This is a genomic window from Candidatus Acidulodesulfobacterium ferriphilum, assembly GCA_004195035.1.
Lineage (GTDB): Bacteria > SZUA-79 > SZUA-79 > Acidulodesulfobacterales > Acidulodesulfobacteraceae > Acidulodesulfobacterium > Acidulodesulfobacterium ferriphilum.
The window spans coordinates 80,423-96,649 of sequence record SGBD01000001.1; the positions used below are offsets into that span (position 1 = coordinate 80,423).

Below are 16,227 nucleotides of genomic sequence, written 5' to 3' on the forward strand. Positions count from 1 at the left end.
TAAGGCAATTATAATTAAATATTTTTTAACGAGTATATATACCTCAAACACTCCTTTGTCAATATTTCGGTGTCGATATTCGTTATTCCCCCGCCTTTTATAATATTTGTATAAACCTTGCTTGCAAGATTAAAAGACTCTAATTTTGAATATCCCAACGCCTCTAAAGCACATGAAGATTCAAGAATAATACTGGAGGCATCGGTAAAATTTAAATTATTATCCATAGCGCCTCTCTGGATTACCGCTTCGCTCTCGCACTCCGTGCTCGTGAAGTCCCGTAGGGACTTTCCCGCTGTAGCGGGCGGGACATGCGGGGTTGGGGCATCAACGGAATTTAAATTATTATCCAAACCTGCGCCGCCGTGTTTGTTTTCGCCAATATCCTTATAATTATAATTGCAAATATCTTCAGCCTTTATATCGCTGATTAAAGCGGGTTTTTTAAGGATTTTATTTTTAAGCTCCATAATGATGCGTTCGGCTTTAGCTTTGCCTATGCCTTTAATTTGCGATAGCGCGGATATGTCCTGCGTGGTTAAAATATTTAAAAAGTTATTGGAGTCGATTCCCGAAAGAACTGTTACGGCAAGCTTTGGTCCGACATCTTTAACTTCCAGAAGAAGGCTGAATATTTCTCTTTGCAGGGAGGTACGAAACCCGTAAAGCGTAATACGGTCTTCCCTGATATATGTGTAAATAAAAAGGCTTAGGCTGCCGGAGGTTTCCGACCGCTCCGCCATAAAAACCTCATATCCGACCCCGTTGACTTCCAGTATTATAGAGGATTTTTCGTTATCCCTGTAAATTACCCTTCCTTTTAAATAGGCGATCATTTCCCATTTTTAAGATTTTTAAGAATAAATAAAGTTCGACATATCGGTGGCGCAGCAAACCGCTATTGCAAGAGCGTCCGATATGTTGCTGTCCATATTATCGTTTAAAAAAGCCTTAATGTTGGAACTTTTAGAAGCGCATATTATATTTAATGCCTCTTTCATCTGCTGTTTATTTGCATCCCCATAACCTGCGATACTCTTTTTTACGAACCTCGGCGAATATTCCTTTAATTTTATGTTGAAAACGGATGATAAAAGACATATAACCCCCCTTGCCTGAGAAAGTTTAATTAAAGAAGCGGGATTTACTCCTGAAAACACAGATTCCAAAGACATTATGCCCGGCGAATATTCCTTCATAACCTCTCTTAGTTCCTCGTAAATTTTACCCAAATTGGAAGGAAATTCTTTATTTTTTGCATCTATTAACCCGCAGGATATTAAATTAAAAGTCCTTCCGAAAGACGGTAAATCCAAAACCGCCCAACCTGTCAGCCTTGAACCCGGGTCAACTCCCAAAATCCTGTAACTCATAAAGGAAAAATTAAGCCTCCGCTTCTTGTATATCAAAGTTCGCATAAATGTTTTGAATGCCTTCTATCTCTTCCAGCGCGTCCATAAGTTTAACCATCTGGTCTGCCTCTTTTCCTTTAAGCTCGATATTTGTCTGTGGTATATAAGAAAGTTCGGAAAACTTTTCTTTCATTCCCTTAGACTCGAATGCGGATTTAACGGCCTCGAAGTCTTTTATGTCCGTATAGACCAATACCTCGTCATCTTCGGTTTTTATGTCTTCGGCTCCCGCCTCGAGCGCCGCTTCCATAACCGTGTCTTCAGGATAGAGGCTTGCATCGAACCCTATAACGCCCTTTTTGTTAAACATCCACATAACGCAGCCCGATTCTCCAAGACTGCCGCCATGCCTCGACAGCGCATGCCTAACCTCTGAAACGGTTCTATTTCTATTATCGGTTAAAGTCTCGATAAGTAAAGCCACCCCCGCTGGACCGTATCCCTCATATATTATTTCCTCGTAAGTCTCGCCTTCAAGCTCTCCCGCCCCCTTTTTCATAGCCCTTTCGATATTATCTTTGGGCATATTGGCGGCTTTAGCTTCCTCGATGGCGAGCCTTAATCTCGGGTTAGTGGACGCATCTTTCCCGCCTATTCTGGTGCTTGTGATAATCTCGCGGATGATGTTGGTAAAAATCCTGCCCCTCTTTGCGTCCAAAGCCCCCTTTTTTCTTTTAATGGTGCTCCATTTACTGTGACCGGACATAAAAACCCCCAAATAATGAAATAATAAATAAAATCGGCTAAAAAATTATAATGATATGGTGCGAAAGGGGGGACTCGAACCCCCAAGGATTGCTCCGCTGGATTCTAAGTCCAGTGCGTATACCAGTTTCGCCACTCTCGCAAAGATAATAAAGCAATACTTATACTTATTTTTAGGCCTTTAATAATTTAATTTTTATAAAATTTTTTATCTCGCTAAAATGCTTGTCTAAAGTATATATTGCGCAGTTATTCTCCATAGCCATAATAGATATATAACAATCTATAAGATTTACCGTTTTCCCGTTCTGTTTCATAGTAAAAGATAATTTTCCGGCTTTTATCCATGTGCTGCCTGCATTATCTATAATATAAAATGCATCTAAAAATTCCTCTATAACCAAGACCTCTCTTTCCGATTTCGAACCCTGTATAAGCTCGGCTATCACCACTTTAGGCACGTAAATATCGTTTTTGGCAAGAATTAAATCCATAACCTCAACGACAGCGGCATTTTGTTTTTTAAAATAATCTATCCAGATGGAAGTGTCTATTAAGATTTTTTCATCTTTCATAATGCCTTATTTCGTCCGCGGTCATATCGAATTCAAGTTTGCCTTTTAAAGATTGAATTTTCTCTATTTTCTTTTTTTTAAGATAAGACTCGATGGCTATTTTCACGGCAGAGGCTTTGCTTTTTACATGAGTTTCCCTAATTAAGTCATCTATTATATCTTTATCTATCGTGATTGTTGTGCGCATTACTATATACCTTATACATTTACTTGTTTTATAAAATATGCATAATACATGCACAATTATAAATTATTTTTTGTGCAAATGTCAATAGCGCGCAATATTTGTAAACGATTTTTTAAATGCAGAGTTTTTAAAAAGAAAAAGGGACAGGATCAGTAAGTTTATTCGTAGCGCCGACGAGGCTTTTCTTTTTTAATTTAAAGGGTCTATTAACCGTCCAGAAGTATTTTCTGTCCGCCTTGTGTTCCTTGCTTTGATATAGCGCGTCGTCGGCATACCGCAGGAGAGTGTCGGCTGTAACGTCATTATCTATATGGCAAATATGTACACCCATGCTCAGGCCTATCGTAACGGTTTTACTTTCCGAAAGCGCAACCGGAACGCGGACGCTTTCTTCGATTTTATTAAATATGGGAATTAAGGATTTAATATTTTTACAGTCTTCTATTATAACAGCAAATTCATCTCCCCCGATTCTTGCAATGAAGTCGGTTTTGCGCAAAGAGTCCCTTAACCGCTTTCCTATAATCTGAAGAACGGTATCGCCGGCTTCATGTCCATAGGTGTCGTTTACGGGTTTGAAACCGTCCAAATCTATCATTCCTACCGCAGTCTGCCAGTTCTGCCGCATAGCCCTTGCTATAGTTTTTTCCAGTTCGTCTGTGAGGGCGCGGCGGTTTGGCAAACCGGTAAGCGCGTCGTAAAACGCCGCAATCCTGAGTTTTTCCTGACGTATAAGCATATTCCGCTGGGACTCTATTTTTTCTAATGCGTAAGCAACGTCTAACTGAATTTCTTCGAGAAGGTTCATGCGTTCTTCCCCTGCGCCGACCCTTATGCCGCCCCAGTGTTTTCCGTCTATGAATACAGGAACGCCGATATCGCTCATAACCTCGCCGGTATCCCTCTCATAAGTCTGGATGATAAACCTGTCCGTATTTTTCGCCGCCGCCAAACCGACAGGATCATCGAAAATCCTCATCGAACGGTTGCCATAAAGGTCTTTTTTGTAATCGCCGGTTAAAGGCTGGTCGTTAATACCGTTGTGCGCGGCAACATAGCCGTTGTTATCCGTTAAAACGAAAAACCTGAAATTAGGGTTCATCCTTAAATATTTATCTTCTATAGGCTGGATCCGATTTTTAACGAAGGAACTGAAACGGGTTTTATATTTCTGAGGATTAGTATCGCGGACGGGAATATAATTTCTGTCCCATATATAGGAAGAAGATATTTCTCCGGAGTTTATAGCCGTTTTTATTACGCTTGAAATCTCTTCGGCGCATAAATTTGCAAGTTCTATTATCTCGTCTATTTTGTTTTCGCTGGACACATTCTGCATGGAATCCATAAGCAAAAATATATATTCAACTTTATCGTTTTTTAAAATCGGTATCGAACAGACGGAGTTTATATTAAATCTTTCGTAATAATCGTGCAATGCTCTTGAAGCAGAGTCTTTCGACGCGCCGGAGACAAGGCTGATTTTTTTGCTTGCATAGGCTCTTGCTACCGAACCTTTACCGTAAGGCGTATCCGGATTTACCCCTATGATAAGAGACATTATACCGTCTTCATGTTCTTTAGTTTTAGCCTTTGCGTATTTTTGTTTAAAAAGGTTAAAATCGTCGACGCATCCTACGACTGCGGCATCGTATCCGACGATATCTACAAAAATATCGCATATTTTGCGCAGAAGAGTTCCTTCGTCGGACACCCTGACTATTATCTGGTTTATTTGGCTTGTAAAAAGAAAGAGCCTTTCGTAAAGTTTCTCTTGTGCTTTGTCTATTCCAATCGCAAGCCCAGCCGGTTTATTTTCGTAAAAAACCGTGTAAGTCGACACAGAAATAGGTATTAATGAATTTTTTTTTGTTTTAAAAATATAATATGCGTCTTCTCTTGTGAATTCTTCCCCGTTAAGCCGCCTAGATATATAAGATTGAATTTTTTCTTCGGGATTTAATATAAAATCTATAAAATTTTTGCCGATAAGTTCTTTAGCGTCATATCCTAAAATTTCCGCAAAATGCCGATTTATATAAATTATTCTGCCTCCTTCGCCGTATACAAAATATCCAAAATACATGGAACTACTTAATATTTCAAGCAGAGAATCGGAAGAATTTAGCATAAAAATACCTTTTATAAATAATTATTTAATATTTTTACTCAGATTAAAATTATTCGAATACCTATATTATTAAAGTAAAGCAACTCCCGTGCCATGGAAGGACGCGGGGCACGGGCGAGGAAAATAAAGGCGGAAACGGCAATATTGTAATATTCAATGATGGAAGGGCTACACCGACTACTGCCAACGATGTTGGCATCAGTGCCAACTTTGTTCCTGTATCGCCAACTTATCTGCCGGTTTTTTCAGTATTGATTTTTATTTCCAACCCCGTTTATATCCCATGACAGCCTTAGAATAAAAGGAAACTCCGAAAAATTTATATGATGGCATTAAAATTGCTGTAGTATATGATAAAAAGACAGAGAAAAAAAATAAAACATGAAAAATATAGAACAAATATTAAAAAAATTATTTTATAGAAAAGAGGTGGCCGAGCTGTTAGATAATACTGCGAATGTTTTAGATGCCCGTTTATTAATATTAGGCGATAAAGGTAATATTTTAGCAAATATTGGAAGAACCGGTTTAGGGGCGGATATTTGTATGGGTTATCCTGTAGTGGTAAACGGCGAACGGATAGCGTTGATTAAAGGAAATAAAAATGCGGCCGTTGTCGCAAATTTTATAAATTATATTGTCGGAATGGAGTTCGACAAAAGAGATTTGATAGGCGAAACCCTAAAGAGGTATAAGGAAATAAATCTTTTTTAAGATTATCTTAAAAAGATACAGGATGTTAAAGGGGATTAAAAATTAAAAAGGATAGAAAATGAAAGGATTAATAGCTTTTAATAGAAAGGAGACTTGTATTATACCGGTCATTGAAAAATATTTGACGATAAAATTTAAATTTACAGGTTTGGTAATTGCGCTGTTCATCATTATTTTTTCTATGTTTTCGTTTTCCAAAACTGTTTTTGCCGGCAAAGTTTCATCCGATAATCAAAGGATCGACGTGGGCGCTTCTTACTATTTTCTCGAGCCGCATGGAATCTATGGTTCATGGTACATCGGCACCGTGAAGTATTATAATAATTCTATTAAAAAATTCAATTATTTTATCGAAGCGGACGGATTTTCAAGAACAATAGAGGGTAAAGGCTTACTTGGAACAATCGGCGCTTACACGATTTGGACGCCCTGGCTTTACACATACTCCGATATTTCAAGCGGTACCAATTATCTTTATTTGCCTGAGTTTAGAGCAGACAATAATTTTAATTTTAAACTCGGCAAAAATAAAAATATTGTTTGGGAAATAGGCGGGTCATACATAAAATATAACGATAATAATTTAAATCTGATAGCTTCCACCGGGCTTACCTATTATTATAAGCGATGGATAGCAAGCTACCGCTTGTTCAGGGTTATCAGCGATCCTGGCAATGTTGTTTCATGGTCTCATCTTTATTCCATAGGTTACGGAAAACGTTATTGGGAGAGGACATACCTTAATGTAACTACCGGAAACGAGGCATATTTAACGACATACCTGCCGGTACGGTATCAAAGCGCCGTAAATTATAATGCTCTGAATATAGAAATACGCCAAAGGATATGGCTAAAAAAAGATTTTGGAATTATAGGAAAATTGGACTATTTTATTCTTCAAGGTAATTATAGAGCTTACGGAATAAGTATAGGTATTTTTAAAAACTTCTGATTAATATTAATAGTTAATAATAGATGAATAATAAACAGACATGAAAACAGACACGATAAAAGATACTATTTACTACCACAGGGCATACAGAAAGGAAACGTTTTCCAAAAAAAAAGTTTTTTGGGAAAGCATAGGTCTTTTATCGCCTGTTTTATTGGTGCTATTTCTTTATCCAGCCATAACCCTTTATATATGTAGGTTTTCTATATTTATTCTTTCCAAATACTTTATCAATGGAAAAATTGGGATATTAAAAAGCCATTATATTTTCTCAAGCTTATATATAGTTTCTATGTATTCGCTCTTTCATTCGCCGCTATTTTATTTAGTGTTTTTTTTATTTTCTATTTTAGCTCTCTTAATTATGTTTCTTTTTATAAAGACGCATATTTTTAAGCCGGTTTTTTTATATTTAATGTATATATTATTAATAAACGCGATATCTTCGGCGTTTTTTGTCCTTGTCCCGTTCAAATTTCCATATGACCTTACGACATTTTCAGATTTATACATAAAAACTGAAGTGGCAATATGGTTTTTTATACCTGTTATTCTTGCGATGGCATTAGTTCCTTTACCGTCCAATTTTTTCATAAAATTTTTAGTTTCCATTGCCGTATTAATTTATTCCGTGATATTTGGCGTTATTCGGTATATTTTATTTTTATATATACTGCAAAAATTTTCTTTTGTATTTATGGCGGCGCTTTTTTTTGCTTTTGGTCCATTAGTTGATTTTTTATATATAGTAGGCATCTATTCTTATTATTTTAGTACGGTAGCAGAAAAAAATAAAAACTATGCAGGAGAAGGACAATGGTTGTACTAATTATTGCGTTAAAAATTTATATGTTATTTGTGATATTTGTTATGGTGATTTATGCATTAAGGCATAACTTTTTTACGTTTAACAGGGTGTTCGGCGAACAAAAGATGTATTATCAGGATATAATAGATTCCGAATTTACGATGATATCCGTTATGATTCCTATGTATAACGAGGAAAAGACGGCATCCCATATATTAGATCTATTAATAAAATCGGATTATCCTATGTCAAAAATAGAGATAATACCTATAGATGACCGCTCTACCGATAAAACAAAAGAAATAATCGATTCTTACGCTTTAAAATATCCATTTATAAAGCCGATTCACAGGGAAAGCGAAAATAGGGGTAAGGTGCCGGCCATTAACGAAGCATTGAATATAGCAAAGGGTGAAATAATACTGGTTTTTGATGCGGATTATCTTCCAGGGAAAGGCTTATTAAAGGATTTAACGGCCGCTTTTAAAGACCCTAAAGTCTGCGGTGTAATGGGGAGGGTGATGCTTATCAATACCGGCAAAAATTTGCTTACCCGCATGCTCGATTTGGAGAGAACAGGCGGTTACCAGGTGGACCAGCAGGCAAGGTATAATCTTGGTCTTATCCCGCAATACGGCGGAACCGTAGGAGGTTTCAGAAGAGAATTAGTAATTTCTATAGGCGGATTTGACGAAAAAATTCTTGCGGAAGACACTGAGCTTACATTTAATTTATTTATTAAGGGATGGGATGTAGCTTACGCCAATCGTTTGGAATGTTATGAAGAAGCGCCGGAGGAATGGAGGACAAGGGCAAATCAGATTAAAAGGTGGTCAAGGGGGCATAACAGGGTTATGTTTAAATATCTTATACCGGTTATAACAACAAAACATTTGAATTTTTATCAAAAGTTAGACGGGGTTCTTTTGCTTTTCGTATATTTTATTCCGGTTATTTTTTTATTGGGTATATTAGATTCTATCGTATTATTTTTTATGGGCGAAATGAATATAACAAACTATGCAATTATATATTTATTAGTAGGCGGGTATGTAACTTTTGGAAGCTTTGCTCCTTTTTACGAGATAGGAATCGGCGCTTTTTTAGATAGAACCTCATACAGAATGCGCCTATTGCCTTTTTTCTTTTTTATTTTTGTTTTTAATGTGTGGTTTATCTCGCAGGGTTTTATAGAATCGGTTATCGATGTTATAAGCTTAAGAAAAGTTACATGGCATAAAACAAAACGCTACAGAAAAGAGCCATCGGTGCAGGAGGCGGCAGCAAAATGAATTTTATCATATTAATTTTAATATTTGCGTTTTTTATCTTTTTACCTTTTCTTCCCGGCATTATAGAGCTTTTAGCGCCGTTGGACAATAAACCTCTGCCCGTAAAAATGGACTACTCCAGAGACGCACGGTATTTTGGCAGGTCGTTCAAGAAAATCTTGAAAGATTCGCTTAAAAAAGCGGGGTTTCAAAAAGGTACGGCGGAAATAAAATTATCTTCCGGTTTAGAAAAAATCGAAATGATATACTCCGATTTTAATTCCGATAAAAAAAATTTAGACCGCATTCTGTTAATATCCGGCAATTTAATTACCGGACACGCTGATAATTTTAATAAAGAAATTTTCGTGGAAGGCAATGCGTCGTTCGGAAATAATAGCATTATTCGTGCGGCAGCGGTAACTAAAGATGTAGAAATAGACGATAACTCAAAAATAATGAGGTGGCTTGATGCTAACGGCAGAATTAGAGCCTGTGAAAACACTTATCTTGGAATAAGCGCCACTTGCGGAGAAGAGTTTCAATTGTCTAAAGGCTGTAAATTCAGACGGCTTCTCGGCAATCCCATTTTAACGTTGAAAGACCCATCCTCCGTTGATCACGGCTTAGCGGACAACGGAAGGTTTGACATTAACAACGCGTCCATTTCAACTACTTTAAATGAAATAATAAATGAGGACATGAGATACGATGAACCTGTCTTGATAAACGGGAACCTTATAATAAACGGGAACCTTGATATAAATAGCGAATTCACCATTAATGGGGATATAAAGGCAAGCGGAAATATAACTATAAAAACTTTAAAAAATGTTAATATTTTAGGAAATATAATATCCGATAGCATAATAACAATGGCGGGCAATATAAAAGTCGGCGGGAACATATTTTCCCAGGAAGAGGTTTACCTGGAAGGCGTGGATGTAGGAGATATTAATAAACTAAAGTCGGTAATAGCAAAAAAGAAATTGAACCTTGGCAATAATGTTACGATTTACGGTTTTGTTCTTACGGAAGGGATAGGGACCGTCGTGTAGTTATCTGCTTGCTTGTTTGCCAAAAAATTAAATTATTACCGTGCAGGATATAACAGGATATAAATATGCGGCGGTAGTCGAAAAAATACTTTTAAAATTGTTTTGAGCAGAGGAAAAAGGAATGAAAAAGATAACTGTTATATTAATCTTCATTTTAACGATATTGATCGCGGCGCCCATCATTTATTACGGCTATAATCGGGTTGAAAAATACAAAATCTTTTCCACGGATAAGAATATAAAGGTCTTTTTGGTATATGGCAACAAGTCCAAAAATGCATACGATTTATCTATTTTATCCGCTTATAAGAGCGCTTTAAAAATAGAAGGAGTTCCTTGCAGGACGATAAGTTATTCCGACCTCATATCTTTCGACCCGCTTTCATTAAGTAAAAATATGCCTGCGGTTATATTTCCGGATGCGGCAGACGAAGAACTCCCTTCCTCAATGGAATTTTGGGTAGAGAACTATTTAAAAAATGGCGGAAATGTCGCAGTTATTTTTAATGCAGGAATAAAAACCAAAGAAGGCCTATATCTAAAAAAGGGTCTGTTCTCAAAGATTATCGGTTTGAATTATGAGCTATACGGCAAAATGAGGGGTAAGTCATATGTAGTTTCTTTGTTAAGATTTAAGAATATGGATAGTATTAATTTTTTTAATATATTGGAAGGAAATACAATGGACAATTTTCTGAGCGGGTATATGTACGGGCCGCTCTATTTCCCTGTGGCGTATACCGCGGCAGGACCAAGGTTAAAGGCTAAAAACATATATGCTTACGGTATAGAACGCAACGATAAAAAAACGCTTAAATTTCCTTCTTACCGGCAAATAAACGATACATATATCACAAAAAACAACATAAAAAAATTCCCCGCAATTGTTTTAAAAAAATATGGCAGAGGACATATTTTATATATTGATATGCAACTAGGCTATCTGAAAGCATATGCCTCAAATGGATCTTTAATGCGGGCTTTTATCAGGACATTCCTGTTTAAGATAGTAAAGATGCCTCACTTGGTTTACACGCCTTACGGAAAAGGCGGATTGATCGTAAACTGGCATATAGAAAACTATCTTGTCAGCAAAAGCATTCCATATATGATAAAAAACCGTATTCTTAGAAAAAACCTGAAATATTCGTTTGATATATCGGCAGGAAGTTTCGAAGATCGCCCCGGGGATGGAAGAGGCGTAGGCGCGTGCGGGAAAAATAGGCCTTATATTAAGATGTTATTACCCTACGGAACAATAGGCACGGACGGCGGGTGGACACATAACTATTGGTATAAGCGTGTTTTAAGCGGAAAATTTGGCGAAAAGCAGATGTATCATCTTATCAAAAAAAACAATAATTGTTTACAAAGCATATCCGGTTATAAGATAACAGAATATATGCCCGCTCAAGGAGTTTTTCCTCAGCCGGTATCGACCGAAATCTTATCGAAGTTAAGAATGATAGCAAATTATTACACTGGAAGCATTGGTTCCGGACCAACGAGGGTTTTCTGGAACGGCAAGATGGTTTCCCGTAAAGTTATAGCGTTTCCGGTATCGATAGACGGAAATATAGCATCTCTTTATGAATTAAGGCGCTACGGCCATATGTCAAATGCGGAAGTATTAAACTGGCAGAAAGGCTTAGTAAATCACTGCATTAGAAATAAAGATATCAGGCTATGGTATTCACATCCTTACGATATACATATGTATCATTACTTGAAAGATATGAAGGCTTTTACCGATTATATAGAAAAAAAGCAAAATGAAGGCAAGCTGATTGTCAGACCTATGGCCTATTTTGCCAAGTTTATATTGAGATTTTTAAAAACCAAATATTCTTTTATGTCCTCAAAGAACGGCTCTATTACTTTATTCATAAAAAACAAGGAAGGACTAAAAGGAATTACGGTTGCCCTACCGAAGAATTTAGTTAGAAAACCGGCCGACAGTAACGCTTATAAAATTGACGAAGGAAAGAATTATTATTATTTAGCTTTTACGGGAGATTTAAATGAAGATATTGTTCATTTTAGGCATATTAGCGGCACTGACGGTTCTTAATTTGGGTTTAGTTTCCGGGCGTGCGGCAGCCGCCTCCTGCAATAACCCTGCTTTGACGTTATGGAGCAGGTTTTATAATGTAAAAATAAAAAGCAACAAAAAATATTATATTGATCCATACACCGACAATGTAATAGCGTTATATTTCCTAAAAAAAAATAAAAATACCGGAATTATAAAAGACTATATACTATGGTACTTTAAACATCTTAACTATCCCGATAAATTTGGTCTTACAGGAACAATGTACGATTATATTATATCTAAATCGGGATGCATTGAAAGACCTGCAAATACTTACGATTCGGCGGACAGTTATGCCGCAACTTATATTATGGCGGTTTATAAATATTATAAAAAAACCAAAGATATCAAGATGCTTAAATACATATCGTCAAAATTAAAAGATGTCGCTTATATTATCCCTTATTTGCAGACCTCTAACAACGGACTTATAAAAGCTTTGCCGGATAAAGACGAAGAATACCTTATGGATAACTGCGAAGATTACGGAGGCGTGAAAGCATATCTTGGCCTTTTGGAAATAACAGGGGAAAAATCCGGTAAAGAATTTAATTATTACGAAAAACTAAAAAAATCAATAAAAGCGGCTATCATAAAAAATCTTTATAACCGCCGCAGAAATAACTTTGACTGGGCTATTATAAAAGGCAGGAAACGTTATTCGAACTGGTTAGTTTATTATCCCGATGCGCTTGCCCAATTATTTCCCATTTTATACGGCATTACGGATCAATCTACCGTATCGGCAAAATTTTTGTGGAATAAGTTTAAATCTATTTATAGGAAAAAAACAGGACCGTTTCCTGCCGAACAGAAGGCCTTATATTTTTTAACCAAAGAAAAAATAAATAAATAAATAAAATTTTATAAATAATATATCAAAGATATATTAAAGGAGGATTAATTGCCAACAAAATTATTATTTATTTTAGGCACCCGTCCCGAAGCTATTAAATTAGCACCGCTAATACTCAAATCAAAAGAAGACGATTGTTTCGATGTAAAAGTATGCATAACCGGACAGCATAAACAAATGCTTGAACAAGTTATAAACTTTTTTAATATAAAAATAGACCATGATTTTGAATTGATGAAACCCAATCAATCGCTTTTTAATATAAGCGCGGATATTTTAAAAGCTATCGAACCTTTAATAGAAAATGAAAAACCGGACTTTATAATTGTTCAGGGAGATACTACAACAGCGTTTATCGGAGCGATAGCCGGATTTTATAAAAAAATAAGGGTAATTCATTTAGAAGCCGGTTTAAGAAGCCATGATAAATATTCTCCATTTCCGGAAGAGATGAACAGGATATTAATAAGCCAAATCGCAAATTACCATTTTGCGCCAACTAAAAAAGCAAGCGATAATTTATTCGACGAGGGGATAAAAGACAACGTTTATATAGTCGGCAATACCGCCATAGATGCCCTATTGTTAGGCCTTGATTTAATAAGAGAAAAAGGTGATAAAATATATAAGGAGTTTTTTAATTTTTTAGATTTTTCTAAAAAAATAATTTTGGTAACGGGGCACAGAAGGGAAAGTTTCGGAAAAGGGATTGAGAATATATGCGAAGCCTTAAAAGAAATAGCAATCCAGCGCAAAGATATTCAAATAGTATATCCGGTTCATCTTAATCCTAATGTAAGCGGTCCGGTATATGATGCATTGAAAAACGTTGCAGGCGTATTTTTAATGGAACCCTTGGAGTATCAATATTTAATATGGCTTATGAATAAATCGTTTTTAGTGCTGACGGATAGCGGCGGCATACAGGAAGAGGCGCCTTTTTTAGGAAAACCGGTTATCGTCATGAGGGATTCAACGGAACGTATCGAAGCCGTAGAAGCCGGCGTATCGGTGCTTTCCGGTGCTCATAAAGATATAATAGTGGAAGAAACTGTTGACTTGCTTGACAATAAATTAAGATATAGAAAAATGGGAAGGCAGGTTAATATATATGGAGACGGTAAATCTTCAGAAAAAATAATCAGTATTTTAAAAGAAAAACATAATTGCATATTGGAAAAATCTTTTTTGAAGCCCCAACATGTATCTTTAATCCAGCGATTTTGAAACTGTGGTTTATTCCAAGGTATTTATCTTCTATCGGCTGAATCCGCCTTTTTACAAAATCGGTAAATTTTGTTTTGTATTTCTGGGGATTAGTGTTTGCTACGGGAATATAATTTCTGTCTCAGAGGTCGGAAGACGAAATATCGCCGCTTTTAATATAATCTTCGATTGTGCTAACTATTTCTCTTACCCCGTCCTCCGCAAGTCTCGCAACTTTTTCGATATGCGCTCCGACTTTGCGGAATCGTTCATAACGGATACTATCGCTTCGAAATTGTTTCTGATTTCTTTCATTTCTTCCGTGGTATTGCCTATCTCGTATTGGTAAAATCATATTTGTCTGCCCCCGATATATTTTTAAATTCGTCGTCTAATTCTTTAACATGCTTAAACAGGTTGAGATAAAAATAAACCGAGTTTACGGCGGCGAAAAATAGCGAAAATACTGTAAAAACCGGCAGAAAATGATTTAGGGTAAAACTCTTCAAAAATATATACAGCAAAATAAACCCGAAGAGATAAACAAAAAAACTAATTCCCGTAAAATACATTAATTTTTTAACCATTTAAATCATCTCCACTCTTAAAAAGAATTATATTTTTATAAATAATATTAATTATATAGAACCTGTTTTGCCGCCGCCTTTTCGCATTTCCTTTTATATTTAGTTTTGGGTTTCGCTACCCAGCAGTCCGTTAACTTCGTTCAATAACTGCGGGTATTCCGCCCCTTTAATAAGGTACCTTTCCACGCCTATTTTAAATCCTGTTTCTTTGTCTTCGACGACGGATAAAATTATAATCGGAATATCCATAGTATCGGGACTGTTTTTTAAAATCCTGGCTACGTCGAATCCGTTTAAGCCCGGCATCATAACGTCTAATATAATAAGGTCGTATTTTTTATGCTTTATTTTATTTAAAGCTTCTAATCCCTCGGCGGCTTCGTCGGTAATATAGCCGGCATATTCGAGTTCCTGCCTTAGAAGCCTTCTTATGCTCCCGTCGTCGTCCACTATCAATATGTTTTTGGAAACCCCGCTATAGATTAACGCAGGAGGAGCAGAGTTTTTAAGCTGTTCTATAAAATCTTTTATACGCGCCGTACCGGTTTTACCTAAATAGCGCGGAGCGGTAAAATAAAAAGTACTTCCTTTGCCTTCCATGCTTTCCGCCCATATCTTTCCTCCGTAATGTTCCACAATCTGCCTGCATATGGGAAGTCCGAGTCCGGTGCCTTCAGGCTTATCGGTAAGGGTATCGCCGACCTGCTTAAACTTTTCGAATACCTTGTTTAGATTTTCTTTGCTTATGCCTATGCCGTTATCCGAAACGCTTATTAACACAAAATCTTTATCTGATTTTGCCCTTACGGTTATATCTCCTTTATCGGTAAACTTTACGGCATTGGATAAAAGATTTATGACGACCTGGATAAACCTGTCCTTGTCGGCATGTATCTCGGAAAGTCCGTCTTCTATGTCGGTTATTATGCCGAGACCTTTTGCCTGAAAAAGGTAAGAGGTTGCCGATACGGCATGCTCTATCGCATATTGCGCGGTAAAACGCTCGTCCTTCCATTCTATCTTGCCCGCTTCCATTTTGGCTATGTCCAAGACATCGTTTATAAGGAAAGTAAGCCTCCGCCCTTCGGATATTATTATATTTAAGTTACTTTCTATCTGGTCTGCGGTTTTCTTAGTTTTTTTATCCTCTGTATTAAGCGCGGGATATATTGTATCTTTAAATTTCTTGCTTATGATGTTCGCAAAGCCGAGAATGGAAGTAAGAGGCGTCCTTAATTCGTGGGATACCGTGGATATGAAATCGGTCTTCATCATATCTACCTCTTTTTCCTTGGTGATGTCCTGACAAATCCAGACCGAATCGGCGCCGCTTGCCTCGCCGGGGTTGACCGATTTTCCCGTCAAGAGGCACCAGAACTCAGAGCCGTCTTTTCTTTTTCCTATAAATTCAAGTTTTGTTTCTTTTCCTTTGGCAAGATCCGAATATATTATTCTGCCTGATTCTTCAAAATCGGCTTCCGAGCGGTAAAGTATTCTAGTCGTATTGCCGAGCATTTCTTCCAGCGCATCGTATCCGAACAATTCGGCCATTTTTTTGTTTGTCAAAATTATATGCCTTTTCTGCAGAAGAACTATGCCGACCAGCGAATTATCCAAAATAACCCTGTAGATAGAAGTCGCCAGATTATCCATATATAAATCCTCCGTAA

17 protein-coding genes and 1 tRNA gene are annotated in these 16,227 nt (G+C 36.8%); 7 read left to right on the forward strand and 11 right to left on the reverse strand.

Annotation, left to right across the window (positions count from 1 at the left end):
* Positions 1 to 14 precede the first annotated feature (14 nt).
* The 7 genes from EVJ47_00425 to EVJ47_00455 form a co-directional block, all read right to left on the reverse strand.
* Positions 15 to 836, reverse strand: coding sequence for a Holliday junction branch migration protein RuvA (locus EVJ47_00425; protein RZD14787.1), 822 nt, complete (start codon positions 834 to 836; stop codon positions 15 to 17).
* Between the two features lie 18 nt (positions 837 to 854).
* Positions 855 to 1,418, reverse strand: coding sequence for a crossover junction endodeoxyribonuclease RuvC (ruvC, locus tag EVJ47_00430; protein ID RZD14788.1), 564 nt, complete (start codon positions 1,416 to 1,418; stop codon positions 855 to 857).
* Complete coding sequence (locus EVJ47_00435; GenBank protein RZD14789.1) at positions 1,384 to 2,118, reverse strand: YebC/PmpR family DNA-binding transcriptional regulator; 735 nt, start codon at positions 2,116 to 2,118, stop codon at positions 1,384 to 1,386. Before EVJ47_00435 ends, ruvC begins: the two co-directional genes overlap by 35 nt.
* Positions 2,119 to 2,174: 56 nt before the next feature.
* Positions 2,175 to 2,259: transfer RNA gene (locus EVJ47_00440), tRNA-Leu, on the reverse strand.
* A 31-nt stretch (positions 2,260 to 2,290) separates the two neighbouring features.
* A complete protein-coding gene (locus tag EVJ47_00445; protein ID RZD14790.1) occupies positions 2,291 to 2,692 on the reverse strand; it encodes a PIN domain-containing protein in 402 nt (133 codons plus the stop codon).
* Positions 2,682 to 2,879: a DUF2191 domain-containing protein gene (locus tag EVJ47_00450; protein ID RZD14791.1), complete on the reverse strand. Its 198-nt coding sequence runs from the start codon at positions 2,877 to 2,879 to the stop codon at positions 2,682 to 2,684. The genes EVJ47_00445 and EVJ47_00450 overlap by 11 nt, the downstream gene beginning before the upstream one ends.
* Positions 2,880 to 3,006: 127 nt before the next feature.
* Complete coding sequence (locus EVJ47_00455; GenBank protein RZD14792.1) at positions 3,007 to 5,010, reverse strand: diguanylate cyclase; 2,004 nt, start codon at positions 5,008 to 5,010, stop codon at positions 3,007 to 3,009.
* Positions 5,011 to 5,391: 381 nt separating this feature from the next.
* On the opposite strand from EVJ47_00455, the gene EVJ47_00460 reads away from it, so the two are divergent.
* Together EVJ47_00460 and yaiO are read left to right on the forward strand one after the other, a co-directional pair.
* Entirely contained in the window at positions 5,392 to 5,724 is a 333-nt protein-coding gene (locus EVJ47_00460; protein ID RZD14793.1) for a hypothetical protein, read from the forward strand.
* A gap of 58 nt (positions 5,725 to 5,782) precedes the next feature.
* Positions 5,783 to 6,676 (forward strand): YaiO family outer membrane beta-barrel protein, encoded by an 894-nt coding sequence (gene yaiO / locus EVJ47_00465; protein ID RZD14794.1) that lies wholly within the window; start codon positions 5,783 to 5,785, stop codon positions 6,674 to 6,676.
* A gap of 321 nt (positions 6,677 to 6,997) precedes the next feature.
* Here yaiO and EVJ47_00470 read toward each other — a convergent pair whose 3' ends face one another.
* Positions 6,998 to 7,288 (reverse strand): hypothetical protein, encoded by a 291-nt coding sequence (locus EVJ47_00470; protein ID RZD14795.1) that lies wholly within the window; start codon positions 7,286 to 7,288, stop codon positions 6,998 to 7,000.
* A 204-nt stretch (positions 7,289 to 7,492) separates the two neighbouring features.
* Between EVJ47_00470 and EVJ47_00475 the strand changes: the two genes are divergently transcribed.
* From EVJ47_00475 to EVJ47_00495, 5 genes are all read left to right on the forward strand, one after another.
* Entirely contained in the window at positions 7,493 to 8,776 is a 1,284-nt protein-coding gene (locus EVJ47_00475) for a glycosyltransferase family 2 protein (GenBank protein RZD14796.1), read from the forward strand.
* Positions 8,773 to 9,813, forward strand: a complete 1,041-nt coding sequence (locus EVJ47_00480; GenBank protein ID RZD14797.1) for a hypothetical protein — start codon at positions 8,773 to 8,775, stop codon at positions 9,811 to 9,813. Before EVJ47_00475 ends, EVJ47_00480 begins: the two co-directional genes overlap by 4 nt.
* Before the next feature lie 121 nt (positions 9,814 to 9,934).
* Positions 9,935 to 11,884, forward strand: coding sequence for a hypothetical protein (locus tag EVJ47_00485; protein ID RZD14798.1), 1,950 nt, complete (start codon positions 9,935 to 9,937; stop codon positions 11,882 to 11,884).
* The gene (locus tag EVJ47_00490) at positions 11,835 to 12,764 is read left to right on the forward strand and encodes a hypothetical protein (protein RZD14799.1); all 930 of its coding nucleotides are present in this window, start codon (positions 11,835 to 11,837) and stop codon (positions 12,762 to 12,764) included. The genes EVJ47_00485 and EVJ47_00490 overlap by 50 nt, the downstream gene beginning before the upstream one ends.
* A 48-nt stretch (positions 12,765 to 12,812) precedes the next feature.
* Complete coding sequence (locus EVJ47_00495; protein ID RZD14800.1) at positions 12,813 to 13,991, forward strand: UDP-N-acetylglucosamine 2-epimerase (non-hydrolyzing); 1,179 nt, start codon at positions 12,813 to 12,815, stop codon at positions 13,989 to 13,991.
* Positions 13,992 to 14,112: 121 nt separating this feature from the next.
* On the opposite strand, the gene EVJ47_00500 is transcribed toward EVJ47_00495, so the two are convergent.
* The 3 genes from EVJ47_00500 to EVJ47_00510 form a co-directional block, all read right to left on the reverse strand.
* Complete coding sequence (locus EVJ47_00500; GenBank protein ID RZD14801.1) at positions 14,113 to 14,325, reverse strand: hypothetical protein; 213 nt, start codon at positions 14,323 to 14,325, stop codon at positions 14,113 to 14,115.
* Complete coding sequence (locus EVJ47_00505) at positions 14,303 to 14,557, reverse strand: hypothetical protein (GenBank protein RZD14802.1); 255 nt, start codon at positions 14,555 to 14,557, stop codon at positions 14,303 to 14,305. The genes EVJ47_00500 and EVJ47_00505 overlap by 23 nt, the downstream gene beginning before the upstream one ends.
* A 99-nt stretch (positions 14,558 to 14,656) precedes the next feature.
* Entirely contained in the window at positions 14,657 to 16,210 is a 1,554-nt protein-coding gene (locus tag EVJ47_00510; GenBank protein ID RZD14803.1) for a response regulator, read from the reverse strand.
* Positions 16,211 to 16,227 lie beyond the last annotated feature (17 nt).

Bases quoted from the DNA above. Each gene is read 5' to 3' on its own strand.
- EVJ47_00470 (RZD14795.1), bottom strand. From the start codon at position 7,288: ATGGAAACTAAAAATTTTATGAAAAAATTGGACGGTAAAGGAACTAAT.
- yaiO (RZD14794.1), top strand. From the start codon at position 5,783: ATGAAAGGATTAATAGCTTTTAATAGAAAGGAGACTTGTATTATACCG.
- EVJ47_00445 (RZD14790.1), bottom strand. From the start codon at position 2,692: ATGAAAGATGAAAAAATCTTAATAGACACTTCCATCTGGATAGATTAT.
- EVJ47_00510 (RZD14803.1), bottom strand. From the start codon at position 16,210: ATGGATAATCTGGCGACTTCTATCTACAGGGTTATTTTGGATAATTCG.
- EVJ47_00460 (RZD14793.1), top strand. From the start codon at position 5,392: ATGAAAAATATAGAACAAATATTAAAAAAATTATTTTATAGAAAAGAG.
- EVJ47_00450 (RZD14791.1), bottom strand. From the start codon at position 2,879: ATGCGCACAACAATCACGATAGATAAAGATATAATAGATGACTTAATT.
- EVJ47_00425 (RZD14787.1), bottom strand. From the start codon at position 836: ATGATCGCCTATTTAAAAGGAAGGGTAATTTACAGGGATAACGAAAAA.
- EVJ47_00500 (RZD14801.1), bottom strand. From the start codon at position 14,325: ATGATTTTACCAATACGAGATAGGCAATACCACGGAAGAAATGAAAGA.
- EVJ47_00490 (RZD14799.1), top strand. From the start codon at position 11,835: ATGAAGATATTGTTCATTTTAGGCATATTAGCGGCACTGACGGTTCTT.
- EVJ47_00485 (RZD14798.1), top strand. From the start codon at position 9,935: ATGAAAAAGATAACTGTTATATTAATCTTCATTTTAACGATATTGATC.
- EVJ47_00475 (RZD14796.1), top strand. From the start codon at position 7,493: ATGGTTGTACTAATTATTGCGTTAAAAATTTATATGTTATTTGTGATA.
- EVJ47_00505 (RZD14802.1), bottom strand. From the start codon at position 14,557: ATGGTTAAAAAATTAATGTATTTTACGGGAATTAGTTTTTTTGTTTAT.
- EVJ47_00435 (RZD14789.1), bottom strand. From the start codon at position 2,118: ATGTCCGGTCACAGTAAATGGAGCACCATTAAAAGAAAAAAGGGGGCT.
- EVJ47_00480 (RZD14797.1), top strand. From the start codon at position 8,773: ATGAATTTTATCATATTAATTTTAATATTTGCGTTTTTTATCTTTTTA.
- ruvC (RZD14788.1), bottom strand. From the start codon at position 1,418: ATGCGAACTTTGATATACAAGAAGCGGAGGCTTAATTTTTCCTTTATG.
- EVJ47_00455 (RZD14792.1), bottom strand. From the start codon at position 5,010: ATGCTAAATTCTTCCGATTCTCTGCTTGAAATATTAAGTAGTTCCATG.